23 protein-coding genes are annotated in these 18,209 nt (G+C 66.5%); 21 read left to right on the top strand and 2 right to left on the bottom strand.

Annotated features, from left to right (window positions below; translation table 11 throughout):
• Positions 1-3 precede the first annotated feature (3 nt).
• A complete protein-coding gene (locus ACEN98_RS22160) occupies positions 4-858 on the bottom strand; it encodes a FliM/FliN family flagellar motor switch protein (RefSeq protein WP_413387103.1) in 855 nt (284 codons plus the stop codon).
• Between the two features lie 351 nt (positions 859-1,209).
• Between ACEN98_RS22160 and ACEN98_RS22155 the strand changes: the two genes are divergently transcribed.
• Genes ACEN98_RS22155 through ACEN98_RS22075 form a run of 17 tightly spaced genes read left to right on the top strand, consistent with a single transcriptional unit; the run spans position 1,210 to position 14,762 of the window.
• Positions 1,210-1,557 (top strand): flagellar hook-basal body complex protein FliE, encoded by a 348-nt coding sequence (locus ACEN98_RS22155; protein ID WP_413341631.1) that lies wholly within the window; start codon positions 1,210-1,212, stop codon positions 1,555-1,557.
• A 16-nt stretch (positions 1,558-1,573) separates the two neighbouring features.
• Positions 1,574-3,328, top strand: coding sequence for a flagellar basal-body MS-ring/collar protein FliF (gene fliF / locus ACEN98_RS22150; RefSeq protein WP_413387102.1), 1,755 nt, complete (start codon positions 1,574-1,576; stop codon positions 3,326-3,328).
• Positions 3,309-4,331, top strand: coding sequence for a flagellar motor switch protein FliG (locus tag ACEN98_RS22145; RefSeq protein ID WP_413343258.1), 1,023 nt, complete (start codon positions 3,309-3,311; stop codon positions 4,329-4,331). Before fliF ends, ACEN98_RS22145 begins: the two co-directional genes overlap by 20 nt.
• Complete coding sequence (fliH, locus tag ACEN98_RS22140; protein WP_413387101.1) at positions 4,328-5,020, top strand: flagellar assembly protein FliH; 693 nt, start codon at positions 4,328-4,330, stop codon at positions 5,018-5,020. The genes ACEN98_RS22145 and fliH overlap by 4 nt, the downstream gene beginning before the upstream one ends.
• Positions 5,017-6,333, top strand: a complete 1,317-nt coding sequence (fliI, locus tag ACEN98_RS22135; protein WP_413387100.1) for a flagellar protein export ATPase FliI — start codon at positions 5,017-5,019, stop codon at positions 6,331-6,333. Before fliH ends, fliI begins: the two co-directional genes overlap by 4 nt.
• Positions 6,330-6,782, top strand: a complete 453-nt coding sequence (fliJ, locus tag ACEN98_RS22130; protein WP_413387099.1) for a flagellar export protein FliJ — start codon at positions 6,330-6,332, stop codon at positions 6,780-6,782. Before fliI ends, fliJ begins: the two co-directional genes overlap by 4 nt.
• Positions 6,783-6,796: 14 nt before the next feature.
• Entirely contained in the window at positions 6,797-8,254 is a 1,458-nt protein-coding gene (fliD, locus tag ACEN98_RS22125) for a flagellar filament capping protein FliD (RefSeq protein WP_413387098.1), read from the top strand.
• Positions 8,255-8,264: 10 nt separating this feature from the next.
• Positions 8,265-8,654: a flagellar export chaperone FliS gene (fliS, locus tag ACEN98_RS22120; RefSeq protein ID WP_413343267.1), complete on the top strand. Its 390-nt coding sequence runs from the start codon at positions 8,265-8,267 to the stop codon at positions 8,652-8,654.
• The gene (locus ACEN98_RS22115) at positions 8,647-8,976 is read left to right on the top strand and encodes a hypothetical protein (RefSeq protein ID WP_413387097.1); all 330 of its coding nucleotides are present in this window, start codon (positions 8,647-8,649) and stop codon (positions 8,974-8,976) included. The genes fliS and ACEN98_RS22115 overlap by 8 nt, the downstream gene beginning before the upstream one ends.
• 2 nt (positions 8,977-8,978) lie before the next feature.
• Positions 8,979-10,145 (top strand): flagellar hook-length control protein FliK, encoded by a 1,167-nt coding sequence (locus ACEN98_RS22110; RefSeq protein ID WP_413387096.1) that lies wholly within the window; start codon positions 8,979-8,981, stop codon positions 10,143-10,145.
• A gap of 51 nt (positions 10,146-10,196) precedes the next feature.
• On the top strand, positions 10,197-10,658 hold the full coding sequence (locus ACEN98_RS22105; protein ID WP_413387095.1) for a flagellar basal body-associated FliL family protein: 462 nt from the start codon (positions 10,197-10,199) through the stop codon (positions 10,656-10,658).
• 23 nt (positions 10,659-10,681) lie between these two features.
• Entirely contained in the window at positions 10,682-11,413 is a 732-nt protein-coding gene (locus ACEN98_RS22100; protein ID WP_413387093.1) for a FliA/WhiG family RNA polymerase sigma factor, read from the top strand.
• A 26-nt stretch (positions 11,414-11,439) separates the two neighbouring features.
• Entirely contained in the window at positions 11,440-12,330 is an 891-nt protein-coding gene (gene motA / locus ACEN98_RS22095; protein WP_056123405.1) for a flagellar motor stator protein MotA, read from the top strand.
• A 13-nt stretch (positions 12,331-12,343) separates the two neighbouring features.
• Entirely contained in the window at positions 12,344-13,312 is a 969-nt protein-coding gene (locus tag ACEN98_RS22090; protein WP_413387092.1) for a flagellar motor protein MotB, read from the top strand.
• A 29-nt stretch (positions 13,313-13,341) separates the two neighbouring features.
• Positions 13,342-13,620, top strand: a complete 279-nt coding sequence (gene flgM, locus ACEN98_RS22085; RefSeq protein ID WP_413387091.1) for a flagellar biosynthesis anti-sigma factor FlgM — start codon at positions 13,342-13,344, stop codon at positions 13,618-13,620.
• 4 nt (positions 13,621-13,624) lie between these two features.
• Positions 13,625-14,053 (top strand): flagellar export chaperone FlgN, encoded by a 429-nt coding sequence (flgN, locus tag ACEN98_RS22080; protein ID WP_413387090.1) that lies wholly within the window; start codon positions 13,625-13,627, stop codon positions 14,051-14,053.
• Entirely contained in the window at positions 14,040-14,762 is a 723-nt protein-coding gene (locus ACEN98_RS22075) for a glucosaminidase domain-containing protein (RefSeq protein WP_413387089.1), read from the top strand. Before flgN ends, ACEN98_RS22075 begins: the two co-directional genes overlap by 14 nt.
• On the opposite strand, the gene flgA is transcribed toward ACEN98_RS22075, so the two are convergent.
• Positions 14,752-15,378: a flagellar basal body P-ring formation chaperone FlgA gene (flgA, locus tag ACEN98_RS22070; RefSeq protein ID WP_413387088.1), complete on the bottom strand. Its 627-nt coding sequence runs from the start codon at positions 15,376-15,378 to the stop codon at positions 14,752-14,754. The genes ACEN98_RS22075 and flgA overlap by 11 nt on opposite strands.
• A gap of 160 nt (positions 15,379-15,538) precedes the next feature.
• Here flgA and flgB point away from each other — a divergent pair, with 160 nt between their 5' ends.
• The 4 genes from flgB to ACEN98_RS22050 are packed head-to-tail and all read left to right on the top strand — an operon-like array spanning position 15,539 to position 18,207.
• Complete coding sequence (flgB, locus tag ACEN98_RS22065; protein ID WP_056123393.1) at positions 15,539-15,898, top strand: flagellar basal body rod protein FlgB; 360 nt, start codon at positions 15,539-15,541, stop codon at positions 15,896-15,898.
• A 10-nt stretch (positions 15,899-15,908) separates the two neighbouring features.
• A complete protein-coding gene (gene flgC / locus ACEN98_RS22060; protein WP_036235094.1) occupies positions 15,909-16,313 on the top strand; it encodes a flagellar basal body rod protein FlgC in 405 nt (134 codons plus the stop codon).
• 2 nt (positions 16,314-16,315) lie between these two features.
• Complete coding sequence (locus ACEN98_RS22055; RefSeq protein ID WP_413387087.1) at positions 16,316-16,981, top strand: flagellar hook capping FlgD N-terminal domain-containing protein; 666 nt, start codon at positions 16,316-16,318, stop codon at positions 16,979-16,981.
• 41 nt (positions 16,982-17,022) lie between these two features.
• Positions 17,023-18,207, top strand: coding sequence for a flagellar hook protein FlgE (locus tag ACEN98_RS22050; protein ID WP_413387086.1), 1,185 nt, complete (start codon positions 17,023-17,025; stop codon positions 18,205-18,207).
• The last annotated feature ends 2 nt before the right edge of the window (positions 18,208-18,209 follow it).

Below are 18,209 nucleotides of genomic sequence, written 5' to 3'. Positions count from 1 at the left end.
TGATTACTCGGCGTCTTCAAAAGAGGTTAAACACAGCTTGCCTTTGTGCTCGGCGACGGCGGCGGTAAACAACCGCGCCTCGTCGAGCAGGACGTCGGCCCGGCCCACGTTCACCGGAATCACGTCGCCCACCTTCAGGTCGAACAGTGCGCCCAGGGTGATTTCCTTGCTGACCAGGCGGCCGTCCAGTTTGACCTGGAGCCTGGTCGCAAGGGGCTCGGCCGGACCGCGCGCGCCGGCCGGGCGGCCAGTTTCCAGGCGCAGCGTGCCCAGGATCATGGCCATCAGCTGCTGGTCGGGCGCGATCCAGAACTGGCCGGTGTTGTCGTTGTTGTCACGGACCTGCACGCGGAGGGCCCAGTTGCTCTCGCCGGGCATTGCCGAAGGCACCACCGCATTGGCCTGGATGGGCCGCGGCGCCACCTCCATTGCCACATTGGCAGCGACGCGTGCATACAACAGATCGACCATTTGTTGCGTCAGTACGACGCCCAATCTTTCTTCGGTGGCCGTCACGCGCTCGGTTTGCGGGTCCCGCTGAGTTGCGCCGGCGCTACGTCCACCGTAGCGTCGCTCCAACAGTGTCAGTAATAAACCACGCTCGAACGTCACCGCGACGGTGCCCAACGCACCCAATACGGCCATCCAGCGCAGGCTATTTTCTTGCGGCACGCGGCCGAATTCAACGGTTTCGAGACGCCATCCGGCCCAGTAACGGCGCGCGCTGCCCTGCAGGGCAGTGTCCAGGTCTTCCTGGAGACGCGCCGCGAACTGGGGCAGCAGATGTACCGGACGCCCTAGAAGACAGGGGTCGAGCACTTGGTGCTGCAGGGTGGTGTCGGGGTTTGCAATCGGCATGGTCAAAATAAAAAAATGATAAGCAGAGATGCTTTCTTTTCATTCCTCTGGGCAACAATTATACCCGGGAAATTGTGTCACGCCATTTGATTTTCCCCTTTGAATTCGCCATTGCCCTACGGTAAGATGCGGTTACTGCGCTGGGGAAAACAAAAATCCACTCTGGGTATCGGACGAAACCGCTGCTATTCTCCTCGGTTCCGCGAGAGAAACCAAGCCACAGTATGACACTGAAAATTTAACAATTTTCTAAATGTCAACGGTTCTTGCAGAAAATGAAACAACCGTATGCGAAGCAAGATTGACTAAAAGTTACAACCCGCAAACTTAAGCATGGGAGCGATGAACACGATGGGAACTGAACTTGCCGGCCTGATCCGGGCCGACCTGGCAGCCCTTTCCAACGATGCCAACCGCCTCGCCAGCGTGGCGCCGGCGGCCAATGCCGGCCACCCCACCCTGGGCGATGGCACCGGCAACTTCTCCTTCGCGCAGAGCATGAAGAATGCCCTCGTCAGCGTGGACCAGGACCAGCAGGTGGCCAACCAGAAGATGGCCGACGTGGACAGCGGCAAGAGCGACGACCTGGTCGGCGCCATGCTGTCGTCGCAGCAGGCCAACCTGTCCTTCTCCATGCTGATGCAGGTCCGCAACAAGGTGATGGGCGCCGTGGACGAGCTGATGAAGCTGCCGGTGTAACGGGAACGAACCGATCGTGATTGCTACTCTCAAGTCCGCCTTCGGCGGCAAGCGCCTGGCCCTGCCGCCCGCGCTGACCAGGAACCTGACCCCGATGCTGGTGCTGGCCATCGGCATCACCGCGGCCGTCATGCTCTACATGTGGAACGACCAGGCCGGCTACAAACCGGTGTTCGGCGCCCACGAGAAAGTCGTCGCCAGCGACATGATGAGCGTGCTCGACGCCGAGCACGTGCCCTACCGCATCCACCCGGATTCGGGCCAGGTCATGGTGCCGACCGGCCAGCTGGGCAAGGTCCGCATGCTGCTGGCCGCCAAGGGCGTGACCGCGCAGCTGCCGGCCGGCCTGGAGCTGATGGACAAGAACGACCCGCTGGGCGTGTCGCAGTTCGTGCAGGACGTGCGCTTCCGCCGCGGCCTGGAAGGCGAACTGGCGCAGTCGATCCAGACCCTGGACGCCATCGCCTCGGCACGCGTGCACCTGGCCATCGCCAAGTCCTCGTCGTTCGTCGCCAGCGACGGCGACAAGTCGTCCGCCTCCGTCGTGGTGGCGGTCAAGCCGGGCCACACGCTGTCGAACGAACAGATCGCCGCGATCGTCAACATGGTCTCGGGCAGCGTCGCGGGCCTGGCGCCGGCGCGCGTGTCGCTCGTCGACCAGAACGGCAACTACCTGTCGTCGCGCGTGGACCTGACCGAAGGCTTCGATGGCGCCGCCCAGGGCGATGCCGCCGCCAAGCGCTACCAGGATGAAGCGCGCGCCAACGTGGCCGGCCTGCTCGGCCCCGTGCTCGGCGCCGACAACTTCAAGGTCAGCGTGACGGCCGACGTCGACAACGACAAGGTCGAGGAAACCCAGGAGAAATACGGCGCAGACCCGAAAGTCACCAGCGAAGCGATGCGCGAGGAGATGGAAAAGAGCCGCATGGCGCTGGGCGTGCCGGGCACGCTGTCGAACCGTCCTCCGGTCGCCGCCAATCCGCCGGCCGATCCGAATGCCGCTGCCAACGCCGCCGCCGCGGACCCGAACGCCAAGGCGGACGACGGCAGCGCACGCAAGAACGCGACGACGCGCCAGTACGCCTACGACCGCGCCATCACGCAGATCAAGCGCTCGCGCGGCCGCCTGAAGAAGCTGTCGGTGGCGGTGGTGCTGAACAACGCCAGGGCCGCGACGCCGAAGACGGGCTGGACCCCGGCCGAGATCGCCAACATCGACAAGATCCTGCGCGGTGGCCTCGGCATCGACGCCACCCGCGGCGACGTGCTGACGGTGTCCGCGCTGTCGTTCCCGGCCCCGGTCGCGGTCGAGCCGTGGTACCAGGAGCGCGACAACATCGTCGACATGGTCCGCTACGGCATGTATGCGCTCGGCGCCCTGCTCGGCTGGCTGCTGGTCCTGCGTCCGCTGATGCGCATGCTGAACCAGCGCGTCGCACCGCAGCAGGCAGCGGCAGCCGCCGCGCCGAACCTGGCGACCGTCCAGGCCGGCGCAAGCAACGCCCTGCCGGGTGCCGCGCACAGTGCCGGCGCGCTGCCGGCCCCGGGCGCCACCGCGGCGGCGGCCCTGCCGGACGACGCGGCGGCAGCATCGACCAGCGGCACGCTGCCGGTCCAGGCGCTGCTCGAGGAATACGATTTGCCTCCGGCCGGCTCGGCCGTGGATGTGATGGTCGATCACCTGAAAGTCCTGGCGGGCAAGGAGCCGGAGCGGGTGGCGGAAGTGGTCAAACAATGGGTGCAAAAGAAAAATGCCGGATCTGAACAATAACGACGTGCAGGAAGCAGTGCTGAGCCCGGTCGAACAGGCCGCAATCGTATTGCTGTCCATTGGTGAAGAACCGGCTGCGGCCGTTCTGCGCTGCCTCGAACGCGAGGAATTGATCGAACTGACCCAGGTGATGAGCCGCATGAGCGGCATCAAGGTCGACGCCGTGAAGAACTCGATCCAGAAGTTCTTCGACGACTACCGCCAGCAGAGCGGCCTGCACGGCGCTTCGCGCAGCTACCTGAAGCGTTCGCTCGACCTGGCCCTGGGCAGCGAGATCGCCAATTCCGTGCTCAACACGATCTACGGCGACGCCATCCGTCCGATGATGGCGCGCCTGCAGTACGCGTCGCCGAAGTGGCTGGCCGACTATATCGCCGCCGAACACGTGCAGATGCAGGCCGTGTTCCTCGCCTTCCTGCCGCCCGCGCTGGCCGGCCAGATCATCGATGCGCTGCCGGAAGGCAGCCGCGAGATGGTCCTGCTGAACCTGGCGCGCCTGGAAGAGATCGACCGCGACCTGCTCACCGAGCTGGAAGAGCTGGTGCAGCGCTGCCTGTCCGCGCTGGACACGCAGAGCGCCACCGTGGAAGGCGTGCGCCAGGCGGCGGACATCCTGAACCGCCTGCCGAACAACCGCGCCACGATGGTCGAGCTGCTGCGCGCGCACGATCCGGATGTCGTGTCGAAGATCGAGATGTCGATGTACGACTTCTTCATCCTGTCGAAACAGACCGAGCAGACGATCACCCGCTTGCTCGACGAGATCCCGCTGGAGCAGTGGGCGATCGCGCTCAAGGGTGCCGAACCCGCGCTGCGCGACGCGCTGCTCGGCGCGATGCCGAAGCGCCAGGCACAGAGCTTCGAGGACCTCATGAAGCGTTCCGGCCCGGTGCCGATGTCGCGCATCGTGCAGACGCGCCAGGAGATCATGGCGCAGGTCAAGGAGCTCGTCGACAACGGTGAGATCGAAGTCCAGCTGTTTGCCGAGGCGACTGCCGAATGAAGCAGTTCCGGCCTTATCACTTCCCGCCGCTGGCGCAGTTCATCGCCGCCGGCGCGGCCAAGGGCGCGCAATCGTCGTCCTCCGCCACGCCGACCGAGGACTGGCAGAGCGCGGTGGCCGACGGCTATCGCCAAGGCCAGCGCGAAGGCTATGAAGTCGGACTGGACGAAGGCCGTGCCGACGGCTATGACGCGGGCCATGCCGAGGGCGTGGAGCGCGGCATCGCCGAAGGCCGCCAGCAGGCGCTGGCCGAACTGGAGCAGATGGCCAAGCCAGTCGACGCCATGCTGCGCAGCCTGAAGAAGATGAAGACCGAATTCCGCAACGCCCAGCGCAAGGAAGTGGTGGACCTGGTCGGCAAGATCGCCCGCCAGGTGATCCGCGCCGAGCTGGCGCTGCAACCCGTGCAGATGCTGAACCTCGTCGACGAGGCGCTGGCCGCGATGCCGCCGACGCGCGACGAGGTGGAAGTGTTCATGAATCCGGAAGAACTCAAGCGCATCCAGGAACTCGATCCGAAGCGCGCCAAGAAGTGGAACCTGATGTCCGATCCCGCCCTGGACCTGGGCGAGTGCCGCGTGCGTGCGGGCGACCATGAAGTGGACGCCGGGTGCCAGAACCGCCTCGCCGCCTGCATGGCGCAAGTCCGCGAAAGCCTGGACTCGGCCGCGAAGGAGGACGCCGAGTGAGCGCACTGGCCGAAACCCTGCGCGCACTCGAGATCAAGGCCCCGCCGGTCGCGACGCCCACCGGGCGCCTCGTCGCCGTGCAGGGCCTGCTGCTCGAAAGCGTGGGCTGCCGCCTGCACACGGGCCAGCGCTGCCGCGTCGAGACCGTCGACGGCTCGTGGCTCGACGCGCAGGTCGTGGGCTTCCGCGACAAGGTCACGTACCTGATGCCGTTCAAGCAGGCCGACGGCCTCGTGACCGGCGCGCGCGTGCTGCCGGCCACGGGCCCGTCCAGCATCCAGATCGGCCCGTCGTGGATGGGCCGCATGGTGAACGGCCTGGGCGAACCGATCGACGGCCGCGGCAAGCTGGGTGGAGAGGAAACCCTGTCGACGACGCCGCCGAAGGTCAACCCGCTGCGCAAGGCCCCGGTGGAAGAACCGCTGGACGTCGGCGTGCGCGCGATCAATTCGATGCTCACGCTCGGCAAGGGCCAGCGCGTCGGCCTGATGGCCGGCTCCGGCGTGGGTAAATCCGTGCTGCTCGGCCTGATCACGCGCCAGACCGTGGCCGACGTGATCGTCGTGGGTCTGATCGGCGAGCGTAACCGCGAGGTGCGCGAGTTCATCGAGAAGTCGCTCGGTCCGGAAGGCCTGAAGCGCGCCGTGGTGGTGGTCGCGCCGGCCGACGAAAGTCCCTTGATGCGCGTGATGGCGACGGAACTGTGCCACTCGATCGCGGCGCATTTCCGCGACCGCGGCCAGAACGTGCTGCTGCTGTGCGATTCGCTGACGCGCTACGCGATGGCGCTGCGCGAAGTGGCGCTGTCGCTGGGCGAGCCGCCGGCCACGCGCGGCTATCCGCCGTCGGTGTTCTCGAACCTGCCGCAGCTCGTCGAATCGGCCGGCAACGGCGAAAACGAACAGGGCAGCATGAGCGCCATCTACACCGTGCTGGCGGAAGGCGACGACCAGCAGGACCCGGTCGTCGACAGCGCCCGCGCGATCCTCGACGGCCACATCGTGCTGACGCGCGAACTGGCCGAACGCGGGCACTACCCGGCGATCGACGTGGCGCAATCCATCAGCCGCTGCATGGCGCAGGTGGTGACGCCGGAACACTCACAGGCGGCGCGCAAGCTGAAGGCCGCGCTGGCGAAGCATGCGCGCGTGCGCGACCTGATCCCGCTCGGCGCGTACCAGCCGGGCGCCGATCCGGAAACCGACCGCGCCGTGAAGCTGCACCCGCACATCGAGGCGTTCCTGTGCCAGGGCACGCGCGAAGACGCGCCGTTCGCGGACTGCGTCGACCAACTGAAAGCGATGATGGCATGAGCAAGCGCGAGACGATCACCAGCCTGGACACGCTCGTACGCGTGCGCAGCACCGAAGTGGAACGCATGCAGACGGCGCTGGCGAAGAAGGAGGCGACGCGTGCGCGCTACCAGGCCAGCGTGGAGCGCCTGACGGCGCTGGCGGAAGGCAGCGGCCCGTCGGGGCAGCCGGCCGGCGCACGCGCGCTGTCGCCGGCGCTGGCCATCAACTGCGGCAATTACAAGCAGGCCGTGTTCGCGCTGGCGGATACGCACCGGACCGACCTGCAGTTGCACGAGGCCGACATGGCCGTCGCGCAGAAGCATCTGGCCCAGGCCTGGACGCGGCGCGAGCTGCTGGGCAAGGTGCTGGAGCAGCACGAGGACGCGTATGCGCGTGCGCAAGAACGCACGCAGCGCAAACGCGAAGACGAGATCGCCACGCAGTCGTGGCTGGCAAAGAACGTATAAGCAGGAGAACCGATATGGCAACGAGCGCGATCACCGCCCCCACCTACGACCCGACCAGCACCGCCAAGGCCCTGGCCGACAAGTACATCGAAGGTGCACAGACCCAGCTGACCACGCAGACCAATACGGCGAACGCCACGGCCAAGGCCCTGACGACGCTGAGCTCCGCGATCTCGGCTTACCAGACGTCCCTCGCCAGCCTGGCCGGCATCGGCAAGTCGATGCTCGCCCAGAGCGCCACGTTGTCCGACACGACGCTTGGTACGGCCACCGCCAGCTCGACCGCGGCGCCCGGCGCCTACAGCGTGTTCGTCAAGCAGGTGGCGACGCCGAGCCAGATCGCCTACAACCTGGGCGACTTTGACCTGAGCGCGGAACAGCAGCCCGATGGCACCTACCAGCCCGGCGTATTGAAGCTGAACCTGGCCGACCCGGCCGACCTCGGCGCGACCCCGGTCACCATCAACGTCGACCTCGCCGCCGCCGATGCGGACAAGAACGGCACGCTCACCGCGCGCGAGCTTGCGGTGGCCATCAACCAGTCCGCCGACAATGGCGGCAAGGTCACGGCCGGCATCGTCACGATCGGCACCGGCGCCAGCGCGACGTCGCGTCTCGTGCTGTCGTCGACGAAAACCGGCGCGGCGAACACCATCTCGCTCGATACGACCGGCGTGCTCGACGCCAACCTGCAGTCCGCCCTGAACGCCGCGCCCACGGTCATGAGTACGGCCCAGGACGCCATCGTCAACTTCGGCGATCCCACCGACCCCACGACGGAAGTCACGCAGGCGTCGAACATCTTCACCAACATCGACGGCGTATCGTTCACGGCGACCAAGGCCCAGGCGCCGGGCGCCACGCCGATCACGCTGACGGTGGGCGGCAACGCCACCGGCACGACGGCGAACGTGCAGGCGTTCGTCGACGCCTACAACAAACTCAAGAGCGCACTCGACGGCCTCCTCTCGGCGGGCGACCCCAAGAACAACGTCGCGGCCGGCGCGTTTGCTCACGACGCGGGCGTGACCGCGCTGCGCAACCGCGTCGTCGACCTGCTGCGGCCGAGCGGCGTGCTGTCGCTGGCCAGCTACGGCATCACGGCCGCCCACGACGGCACCCTGAGCCTGGATTCGGCGCGCCTGCAAAAGCAGCTGGCCGTCAATCCGACCGGTCTCGACACGCTGATCGGCACCGCCAGCACGTCGGCACCGAAAGGCATCGCGGGCTCGCTGAACACCTACCTGAACATGTGGAGCAACACGACCTCCGGCCAGATCCAGCAGCGTACCGACGCCAACAGCAAGCTGCAGTCGCGCCTGACCGAGCGCCAGACGGAACTCGATGCCAAGTACGATGGGGCCTATCAGCGCTACCTGAAGCAGTACACCGCCCTGCAGGCCCTGCAGTCGACCATGCAAAACAATTCTTCGATGTTCAGCGCGCTGTTCAACAGCAGCTCATCCAACTGAGAGATTCGCGATGTCTTATACCGAAGCCTACAGCAGCTATCACGCCACCAGCCTGGACGCGCAAACGTCGCGCGCCTCGCCGATCGAACTCGTCCTGGTGCTGACCGATGGCCTGCTCGACGAACTGGCGCGCGCCCGCGCCCACATCGTGGCCAAGCGCTACGAACAGCGCGCCCACAGCATCAACAAATGCGTCGACATCATCAACGGCCTGTCCAGCTCGCTCGATTTCGAGACCGGCGGCCAGGTCGTCGCCAACCTCGCCAACCTGTATGACTTCTGCGTCACGCACCTGCACGGCGCCGGCATCAAGCAGGACCCGGCGATGATCGACGAGGTCGTGCGCATCCTGACCACCATCCGCCAGGGCTGGGCCGGCGTACAGGCGCGCAATGGCTGACAGGACCGACCGGCTTGCACCGCTGGCGCTATTAGGCAATGCCCTGCAGGACGCCGCCGCGCGCCAGGACTGGGACCGGCTGGGCGAACAGGCCCGTGCCCTCTTGCCGGCCTTGAACGCGCTCGCCGCACAGGGGCCGTGGACCGCCGGGGAACGCACCGCGCTGGAACGCGTGCGTGCCCAGCACGACACGGCCGCGCGCGACGTGGCCGCCGCCGCGCGCGCGCTCGAACCGCGCCTGGAAGAGATGCGCGCCAACAAGGACGGCTGGATCGCCTACGCGATGCACAGCGAAACAGAATCAGGCGCAAGCCAGGAATGACCATGATGCTCAATACCGCAACCCCGTCCACGTCGGCCCAGCCGGCCGCCAAGCAGGCGAATGCCCCGGCTGCCGCCAAGGATGCACCGACCGCGGCGGCAGCCACGCAATCCACGACCGCCGGCGCCGCGCCTGCGCCGGCGCAGGCGCCGGGCAAGACGTTCGCCCGCTGGCTCGGCCTGCAGAACGGCGCGGGCACACAGGCGCCGACCGACGCCGCGGCGGATCCGGCAGCGGACGCCGCCGCCGCGCAAGCGAGCGCGCCCACCGACGCCGCGACCGCCGCCGCGACCGACACTGCGCCGGCCGACGACGCCGCCACGCCGGACAATCCCCTGCTGGCCGCGATGACGATGCCGCTGATGCCGCTGTCGCCGCAACAGGTCACCCAGGCCGTGCAGGCTGCCCAGGGCGGCGCGCACACCGGCACGGACGAGACCGGCAAGGCCGACACGCCGGCGCAGCCGCTCGCAGTCTCCGGCCAGGAGGCCCGCCGCGCACCGGTGGCCCTGCCGCAGGCTGTGCTCGCGCAAGCCGCCCAGCAGGATGCGACCGCCGCCAACGTGCGCCTGGCCGTCCAGGGCAATGCCGCCAACGGCAACGCCGGTACCGGCGGCCAGGACGCCGCGACGGACGGGTCCGGTGCACAGGGCGTCCAGCCGGGCAGCGCCACGGCCGCGCCGGTCGTGGGCGCCGTGACCTTGCCGGCTGCCCAGCCGGTCGCCGACACCGTCAAGCTGGCCGGTCCGCCGACCGCATGGCGCCAGACTCTGCAGGAAACGCTGGGCGACCGCCTGAATGTCCACGTCGCGGGCAACGTGCAGCAGGCCACGATCAGCATCGAGCCGCCCCAGCTGGGCCGCATCGACATTGCGATCCGCCACAGCGCCGGCATGCTGGAGGTGAACATCTCGGCCACCAACGGCGACGTGCTGCGCCAGTTGCAGACCGTCAGCGACAACCTGCGCAACGATTTGTCGCAGCGCCAGTACACGGAGGTCGCCGTGACGGTGACACCGGCACCCAGGAACAATGCGGCGCCGTTCGGCGACCCGCAGCAGCAGGGCCGCGGCCGCCAGCAAGGCCGCGACCAGGACAACGAGCCCGGCCGCGGTCTGGCCGAGGCCGGCAACCCCGCGTCCGTGTTCAATCTCGGCCGCGACTCGTAAGCAACGGACGAATCAAGAGCGCTTTCGGGCGCAAGTACCAACATGAGCAAAATGAAAATGATGATTGCCATCGCCAGCGCCGTGATAGTGAGCGCGGCCGGTGCGGGTGGCGCGGTCTGGTGGTTCATGCCCAAGCCCGCGGCAGCCGCCGGCGCGGCGAAAAAAGCGGAAGCGGAAAGGGCCAGGGAAGGCAAGCCGGTCAAGTACGTGACGTTGGACAAGGTCATCGTGATGCTGCGCCGCGGCCCGGACGACGCCGACACCCACTACCTGTCGACCGACCTCGTCTTGTCGACGGAAGCGGAGAAGGAAAAGGAAACGAAGGAAAACCTGCCGCTGCTGCGCAGCCTGGCGGTGCGTACCCTGTCGGCCTACACGATGAAGGAAGCGGCCGGCATGACGGTGGAACAGTACGCGGAAGAACTGAACAAATCCTTCGACGCCAATTATGAGCATGAGCACACGGAAAAACCGTTCGTGCAAGTCATGATCGGCAAGCTGATCATCGAATAACCATCGGGGACAACGTGGGTTACATGACCGACTACGCCGACAGCTACGCCAGCAGCGAATATGCCGACGCCGCCATCCACGCGGCCATGAGCGCGGCCGAAGAGCAGAAACATCTCGTCGCCTATGCCCCGCTCGTCAAGCGCATCGCGCGCCAGCTCACGTCGCAGGTGTCGGGCGCGATGGGACGCGAGGACATGGAGCAGATCGGGCTGATGGGCCTGCTCGAAGCGCTGCGCCGCTACGGCACCCCGGACACCGGCTTCTCCAGCTACGCGTCGCTGCGCGTGCGCGGCGCGATCCTCGACGAGCTGCGCCGCCAGGACTGGCGCCCGCGCGCCGTGCGCCAGGACAGCCACAAGATGCGCGACGCCGTGCGTGCCCTCACCCGCAAGCTCGGCCGCGAGCCGAACGACAAGGAAGCGGCGGAGGCGCTCGGCATCAGCCAGGAAGACTGGCGCCAGTTCCTGCTGGATGACGTTGCCGAGGAGCTGCTCAGCTTCGACGATGTGCTGCAGGAAGCGACCGAGCGCGCCCACAACGCCCCCGGTCCGGAAGAACAGTTCATGGTACGCCGCAGCCTGGAGCAGGCACTGGGCGCCCTGAACGAACGCGAGCAGCGCGTGATCCAGATGATTTATGAATTCGAGCTCAGCTACAAGGAAATCGCGGCCGTGCTCGACCTGTCCGACGCCCGCGTCTGCCAGCTCAACAAGAGTGCGCTGGCCAAGATGAAAGCGGCGCTCGCCCAGGCCTGAACGACCAGACAAGAAAGGTAATAACAATCATGCAAATCCTTGGCATTCTCATCGTGCTCGGTGCCGTGTTCGGCGGCTACCTCATGATGGGCGGCAGCGCCCTCGCCATCTGGCAACCGACCGAGATGCTCGTCATCTGTGGCGCCGCCGTCGGCGCACTCGTGCTGGGCAACCCCAAGCACGTGCTGGCCGAACTGTTTTCCCAGGTCAGGAAGGTCGCGAGCAAGCACAAGCACGACTCCGAATTCCAGCGCCAGCTACTGCTGCTGATGTACGAACTGCTGCAGACGGCCGCGGGCGGCCTGAAGGCACTCGACGCCCACGTCGAGGCGCCGAAGGACAGCCCGATGTTCCAGCGCTATCCGCGGATTCTCGAAGAACCGAAGCTGCTGGCGTTCATCGTCGACAACTTCCGCCTGATGGCAATGGGCAAGATCAACGCCCACGAGCTGGAAGGCGTGCTCGAACAGGAACTCGAGGCCATCCACGACGAACTGACCCAGCCGTCGAAATCGCTGCACAAGATCGCCGAGGCAATGCCGGGCTTCGGCATCCTGGCCGCCGTGCTGGGCATCGTGATCACGATGAACTCGGTCGGCGAAGGGGCCGACACCGCCGAGATCGCCGAACACGTCGGCGCCGCGATGGTCGGCACGTTCATCGGTATCTTCTTCTGCTACGGCGTGCTCGACCCGATCTCCGGCATGATGAAGCAGCTGGTCAATTCCGAAGCGTCGACGATGGAAACCGTGAAGGTCGTGCTGTGCACCCACGTCGCCGGCAAGCCGCCCCTGCTGGCGATCGACGCGGGCCGCCGCCTGATCCAGCTGAACACCAAGCCCAGCTTCGCCCAGCTCGAAGCGTGGATCAACGCGATGGCCGACGGCGAGGACGCCGGCGCCAGGCGCAAGGCCTGATCTGGAGCGATAAGTGCAAGCAACCAAGAAAGTCGCCGCCGAAAAGCACGAAGCGACCATCGTCAAACGTGGCGGCGGCAAGCATCACGACGACGAACACGGCGGCGCGTGGAAGGTCGCCTTCGCCGACTTCTGCATGGCGCTGATGGCGCTGTTCCTCGTGCTGTGGCTGATCGCCGCGCGCGAAGCCCAGCAGGTCAAGAACATCGTGCGCGACAACACGGCCAGCGGCCTGATCGAAGGTACGGGCGGCAAGCCGGAAATCAAGTCGAGCCCCGCCGGCAGCCTGATCGAACGCTTCCAGCTCCCGAAGAGCAACGGCGGCGCCGAAGGTCCGGCGGCCGGCGCCAGGGCGAATACCCAGACGGTGCGCACGAAGTACGAATCGCCGTCCGAACTGGCCGCGCTGGCGCACCAGCTCCAGCAGATGAGCGCGGACGCCGGCCTCGCGTCGAACCTTGCCACCGTGATCACACCGGACGGCCTGCGCGTGATGTTGCACGACACCGACCGCCAGGGCATGTTCGTGCGCGGCAGCCCGCTGCCGACCGCCAAGTTCGCAAAACTGTTGCGTGCGATGGCGCCGCTGTTCGAAAAAATGGAAAATCAGATGCTGATCGTAGGCCACACCGACTCCTTGCAGTACACTAAGGCCGGACCGACCAGCTATTCCAACTGGAGCCTGTCGGTCAACCGCGCTCTGGCTGCGCGGTCCGAACTGCTCGTCGGCGGGATGCGCAACACCAGCATCCTGCAACTGGTCGGCATGGCCGACCGCGCCCCGATCGACGCGGCCCATCCGGATGCTTCGGCCAACCGCCGTATCGAATTGTTGATCCTGACCAGCAGGCAAGCGGCTGCCATCAAGACCATGTTCGGCACCCCGGCGGATACCGAAGCCCTGACGTCCGACGCGTCCACGTCCACAACGGACGATCCGGCGCTGAAGGACCTGCGCAGCCAGATGGTAAAGAAACCATGACGATTCAATCGAAAACCCGAGGACCACGCATGAAGATTTCCAGTGCCTCTTCGCCTTCCGTCTCGATCGCCCCGCAGGTGGGCGGCGCCGCCGCCGCGCCGGCGGCGGCCCCAGTCGCCGCCCCGGCGGGCAACGACGCCCTCGAATCCGCCGTGCTGCAGCCGGCCCAGAAAGCGCTTGGCGCCCTGCCCGACTTCGACGCCGCCCGCGTGGCCGAGCTGCGCGACGCGCTGGCCAAGGGCGAACTGCCGTTCGACGCGGGCCGCCTGGCCGGCCTGATCCAGCGCTTCCACGGCAGCAAGGCGTGAACCCATGAGCCGCATGACCCGCGACCAGGCCGTCGTGCGCCTGCTGGATGGTGTCCAGGCCGACCTGACCGCCTGCGGCACGATCCGCGACCTGCTGGAACGCCAATTCCAGGCCGCGATGCGCCACCGCGGCACCGAACTGACGCTGCTGGCCGAATCCCTCGCGCCCGAGCTGGACGCGATGGAACAGCGCCGCCAGCAGCGCGTGCAGCTCGTGCGCGCCCTGCTGGGCCCGCAAGCGACGATGGACGACCTGTTCGGCAGCCTGCCGGCGCCGCAGCGCACGCGCGGCCAGGCCGACTGGGAACAGCTCGAGACGCTCGTGCGCGACTGCAAGCAGGCGACGACGCGCAACGGCAATCTGATGGCTGAACAATTTACGATCATGCAACGCCTGCTGCACGGCGAAGACGATACCTATGCGCCACGCTGAATTCACGACGTCGATCCCCTCATTGACCCCGACCGCGGCCACCGCGCCCACCGCGCCGATCGGCAACGGCGGCGGCAAATTCGGCGGCATCTTCAACGAGGTGCAGGGCGAAGTCACCGACTTCATCCAGAACGGCGGCGGCGATTTCGCGCCGAGCGCACAGCTCAGCGCGGAGGGCCGCATGTGGGCCGCGCGCAGCCAGGGCGCAACGGCGGCCCTGATGGGCGGCGACACCGACGCGTCGCCCGACCAGCAGGCTTTCCTGGAAAGCATCGCGCCATGGGCGAAAGAAGCGGCCGGCAAGCTGGGCGTGGCACCCGAGCTCGTCTCCGCGCACGCCGCACTGGAATCCGGCTGGGGCCAGCGTCCGCTGCGCAATGCGGACGGGAGTTCATCCTATAACCTGTTCGGCATCAAGGCCGGCGCCAGCTGGAAAGGCGATGTCGCCCAGTCCGCCACCACCGAATACGTCGCCGGGGCCGCCATCAAGACGAGCGCGAAGTTCCGCGCCTACCCGGACCAGGCCAGCGCCTTCCGCGATTATGCGCAGATGCTGATCGACAATCCGCGCTTCCGTGGCGCACTCGGCGCCGGCGCCGACGCCCAGGCCTTTGCCGCCGGCCTCGCGAAGGGCGGCTATGCCACCGACCCCGCTTATGCGGCCAAGCTGTCGCGCCTGGCCGGCAAACTGCAGAACATCAGCGGCTGATCGCCATGTCGATCGGCTCAACCGCGCCGGGTCCGGCGACGCGCATGCGCACGACTTGCCCGCTGCCGGCGTTGCGCACGCGCACGACCGCGCCCTTGCTGCCCGCATCCAGTGCTTCTCCGGCCATGCTGACTTCGATGCCTTCGCGCCGCGCGATCATCATGACGGCATCGCCGCGCTTCACCAAAACGGGGCTGCTGAGCTGGCCGCTGCGCAAAATGTCTCCTGGACGCAACATGCGACGAGACATTTGTCCGACCGCGTCGGCCGGATTGCTGATCGGATCGGCAATGTTGGAAATATCACGCCGCTCGATCGTGACTTGTGCATCCGTCAACGCTTCATTGGCCGCCACCGGCGCCGCCGCGATCGCGACCATGGCCGTCACGCGCGCGCGGACGACGTACTCGTACCGCCATCCGGGCGTGTCCGGACAGCGCGCCACGAAGCGCATCCTCTGGGGAAAACGGGTATCGAGCGGTTCCACGGCCACTTGCTGGCTGCACGGCGGCGCCGGCCGCGCGGTCACGACGGCAATCTCGAATTGCGGTTCGGTCAAGCCGGACGCGGCCATCTGTCTTTCCAGTTCGGCACGGGCCGATTGCTCGATTTGCATGGGAATCGACGGCGTCGCCGCTTGCGCGAACGCAGAAAATAGTATCAGTGATGAAGCGGCAAGGGTTGCCTTACAGAAAGCAATCATTAGAGAATAGTGGCTGCGGAAAAAATCTGATTCTAACCAATCATCCGAAGTTCAACCGACAGGAGTTCCCGACATGACGATTAATTTCAAAGATGCACTGGGTGTGCATGCCGACGCGCTGGAACTGCGCGCCGAGCGCACCAAGGTGCTGGCGGCGAACATTGCCAACGAGAGCACGCCCGGCTACACCGCCCGTGACATCGACTTTGGCGCCATGTTGCAGGATCGTATCGACACCGAGAACGGCGAGCTCAGCCTGAGCGACGACCAGCCCCTGTACCGCGTGCCCTACCACCCGAGCGCCGACGGCAACACCGTCGAGATCGGCGTCGAACAGGCCGCGTTCGGCCAGAACTCTTCCGATTTCAATACCAGCCTCACCTTCATCAACATGCAGTTGCGCGGTCTGGCAAAAGCCATCAACGGTCAATAACAGGTCAACAATGGGCTTCAAGGATATTTCCCAGATCGCCGGTTCGGCGATGGCGGCGCAGTCGGTGCGCCTGAACACGATTGCCAGCAACCTGGCCAACGCCGACGTCGCGGCCGGCTCCGAAGCGGAAGCGTACCGCGCCCGCAAGCCGGTCTTCGCGGCCGTCATGGGCAACAACGCCAGCGCGGGCGTGCAGGTGCTCGACGTGGTCGAGAGCGCCGAGCCGCTGCGCCGCGTGCACGAGCCGGGCAACCCGAAGGCCGATGCCGACGGCATGGTCTATTACACGAACGTCAACGAAGTGTCCGAGATGGCCGACATGATGTCCGCCAGCCGCGCCTTCGAAACCAACGTCGAAGTCCTCGGACGCATCAAATCCATGCAGCAGTCGCTGCTCAAGCTGGGAGAATCCTGAACATGGTGACCACCAATCACGCCACCAACACCCAGTTCGGCAGCACGTCGAATACGGGCAGCAACAAAATCGCAACGCAGGCGCCGACCGAGGCCAACAAGGACATGTTCACCAAGCTGCTGGTGGCGCAGATCCAGAACCAGGATCCGCTGTCGCCGCAGGATCCGACCCAGTACGTGAACCAGCTGTCGCAGCTGTCGCAGACCGAGGCATTGCAGAACCTGTCGCAGACGACGACCGCCAGCGCATCCGTCCTGCAAAGCCTGCAGACGCTCGCGATGGGCGGCCAGGTGGGTTCCGACGTCACGGTCGCGACGGACACCGTCAGGCTCGACGGCGGCAAGGTGAACGGCACCGTGCAACTGAATGGTCTCTCGGCCGGCACGAGCCTGGTCCTGACCGGCGTCGACGGCCGCCAGCATGAAGTCGACCTGGGTCCCGGTTCGGGCGCCCAGTCGTTCACGATCGATCCGGACGCCCTTGGCCTGGCGCCCGGCACGTACAGGATCCAGGCCAAGCCGTCGGACGGCAGCGCCCCGACGATCGAAGTGGCGGCGCGCCTGAACAGCGTGCGCGTGAACGGCACCAGCGTCGTGCTCCAGGTGGCCAACATCGGCGAGGTCGATCCCTCGGCCGTCACGGGTTTCAACGGCAAGACGGGCTCCTGAACGGCGCCCACCCTCTACCGCAACGCATTTAAGGAATCGACATGAGCTTCGACATCGCACTGTCCGGCATCCAGGCCATCAACGAGCAACTGAACACCGTTTCGAACAACATCGCCAACGCGGCCACCTACGGCTTCAAGGGCAGCCGCGCCAACTTCTCGTCCGTCATGGCCGGCAGCCGCCCCAACGGCGTGGAAATCGGTTCGGTCACGCAGAACATCAGCACGAACGGCAGCACCCAGACCACCGGCCGCGGCCTCGACGCCGCCATCGACGGCCGCGGCTTCTTCGTCAGCGTCAACGCCCAGGGCACGACGCAGTATTCGCGCGTGGGCATCTTCTCGACCGACTCGACCGGCATGCTGATCGACAGCAACGGCAACAAGGTGCAGGGCTACGGTCCGTCCAAGAACGGCACGCTGGGTGTGATGGGCGACGTGCAAATTCCGACCGGCCAGATCCCGGCCGTCGCGACGACCGGCATCGCCTACACCGGCAACCTGTCGGCCGACTGGACCGTGCCGACCGTCACCCCGTTCGACCCGGCCAAGAACACCTCGTACAACATGGTCAAGCAGTCGATCGTGTACGACTCGCTGGGCACGCAGCACACCCTGTCGCAATACTTCGTCAAGAAGGACGCCAACACCGTCAACGCATTCTATTCGCTGGACGGCGCGACGCCGGGCACGACGCCCGCCGTGCTGACGTTCGACGCCACCGGCGCGCTGAAGACCACGACCGGCAACTCGGTCGCCATCACGGCGGCGGGCGGCGCTGCGGCCGGCAACGTCACCATCGACTACACGGGCACGACCCGTTTCGCCGGCGAAGCCACCACGACCACCAACCGCAGCAACGGCTATGCGTCGGGTACGTTCGTGGGCGTGGAACTCGCACCGGACGGGTCGCTCGTGGCCAAGTACAGCAACGACCAGTCGCAGGTGGTCGGCACCATCGCCCTCGCCACCTTCGCCAACGAAGGCGCACTCTCCTCCATCAGCGATACCAGCTGGGTCGCCAACGCCGACTCGGGCGCCGCCCTGTACAGCTCCCCGGGCGTGGGCCTGGCCGGCAAGCTGTCGACCGGCGCGCTGGAAGGCTCGAACGTCGACATCACGTCGGAACTGGTCGGCCTGATGACGTCGCAGCGCAACTACCAGGCGAACTCGAAGGTCCTGACCACCGAGAACCAGATGATGCAGGCCCTCATGCAGGCCCTGTAAGA

This window comes from Massilia sp. CT11-137, from assembly GCF_047302885.1.
Classification (GTDB): domain Bacteria; phylum Pseudomonadota; class Gammaproteobacteria; order Burkholderiales; family Burkholderiaceae_D; genus Telluria; species Telluria orientalis.
The sequence above is the reverse complement of the archived record's forward strand: the minus strand, read 5'-3'. Positions and strand labels throughout refer to the sequence as shown.